Here is a 1,528-nt window from a genome sequence, read left to right on the forward strand (position 1 = left end):
AACATAACAATCGCATCAACACGATTTGCTACATTCGGCGTTGTCAGTTTGTCTTTAATTTCAGTGATTAAGGCAGTAAAATTCAGTTTGTTCTGCATAGTAGCAAACGTGTTATGCAGGCGTTATAACGCAGGGTGGATATGGATAGAATCATCACATTAATTGAGAAAGATGAATTGAGGGTCAAGGCTCTTGATTGTGTTCGAGCACTCAATTTACCTCATTGTTATTTAGCCGCAGGTTTCGTCCGAAATTTGGTGTGGGATCATTTGCATCAAAAATCAGTATCAACGCCTTTGAATGACGTTGACGTTATTTATTTCGATGAAACTGAATCTATCCCTGAAAGCTACAAGTCAATCGAATCTCAGCTTTCTGCGCTGATGCCAGAATTGAATTGGGAAGTGCGTAATCAAGCAATTATGCACAAACGAAATGGTGATAAACCGTATTTAAATATTATCGACGCAATGAGTTACTGGCCAGAAAAAGAAACGGCTGTAGCGATACGAAAATTAGACAATGGTAAGTACGAATGTATTTCTGCGTTTGGCTTTGAATCATTGTTCCATTTACAAGTTACACATAATCCTAAGCGTTCTTTAGAAATCTTCAGTGACCGCGTAACGTCGAAAGGTTGGCTGGGTCATTGGGCAAAATTGAGAACTGCGTTATAACAAATGCATCAACACGATTTGCTACATTCGGCATTCTAGATTTCTTTGAGTTTACCGTATTAAGTGGTAAATTTAGGCTTAATCTGCATGGTAGCAAACGTGTTATGCAGGCGTTATATTTTTCCACGAAATTTTGAAATGGTAATGGATTACTTATGAAAGTTGATACTAACAGTTTGAATTTACGAGATTTAACTAAGGATAGCTTCTATGCAGTATGCTTACTTTCAGTTAAACCTGAGCAGGTTAATCATGTAGATTCAAATGCCATTTCTATTGCTGAGGCTTCATTTTCTGAAAGTGCTTGGTTCAAAGGTATTTATCTTAACGATATAGCCGTTGGTTTCGTTATGGTTGATGTCAAACCAAATGAAAATAAGTATTACCTCTGGCGTTTTATGATTGATGCAAAGTATCAAGGTTTTGGATTAGGTAAGCGTTCAATTGAGCTGTTATTGATTGAGTTAAAAAATCAATTTGGAGCATCGCAATTAACAACCAGTATTGTTTCAAGTGAAAATAGCCCATTAGGGTTCTATGAAAGTTTGGGTTTTCGATTATCAGGTAGCCTTATCGATGGTCGTGAACGAGAATTGATTTTAAGTTTCTAGTACTAGGTTAGATAAAAATATAACAAATGCATCAACACGATTTGCTACATTCGGCGTTGTCAGTTTGCCTTTAGTTTCAGTGATTAAGGCGGTAAAATTCAGTTAAGTCTGTATCGTAGCAAACGTGTTATGCAGGCGTTATACGAACTTTAAGAATGCAGTTTTTTGGTTCAGTTCAGCGATTGAACCATTAGTTTTTTAGGTGTGAAAGTAAGGTGGGTTTCCTTTTTCTTTGTTGCC

Annotated in this window: 2 protein-coding genes; both read left to right on the forward strand. The window is 36.8% G+C overall.

Translation table 11 applies throughout. The features are described from left to right. The first annotated feature begins 140 nt into the window (after nt 1-140). A complete protein-coding gene (locus AACV33_RS02975) occupies nt 141-677 on the forward strand; it encodes a nucleotidyltransferase family protein (RefSeq protein WP_182700724.1) in 537 nt (178 codons plus the stop codon). Nucleotides 678-832: 155 nt separating this feature from the next. Beyond that, complete coding sequence (locus AACV33_RS02980) at nt 833-1,288, forward strand: GNAT family N-acetyltransferase (protein WP_182700725.1); 456 nt, start codon at nt 833-835, stop codon at nt 1,286-1,288. Nucleotides 1,289-1,528 lie beyond the last annotated feature (240 nt).

Source organism: Aliivibrio sp. SR45-2 (genome assembly GCF_963890165.1).
Lineage (GTDB): Bacteria > Pseudomonadota > Gammaproteobacteria > Enterobacterales > Vibrionaceae > Aliivibrio > Aliivibrio salmonicida.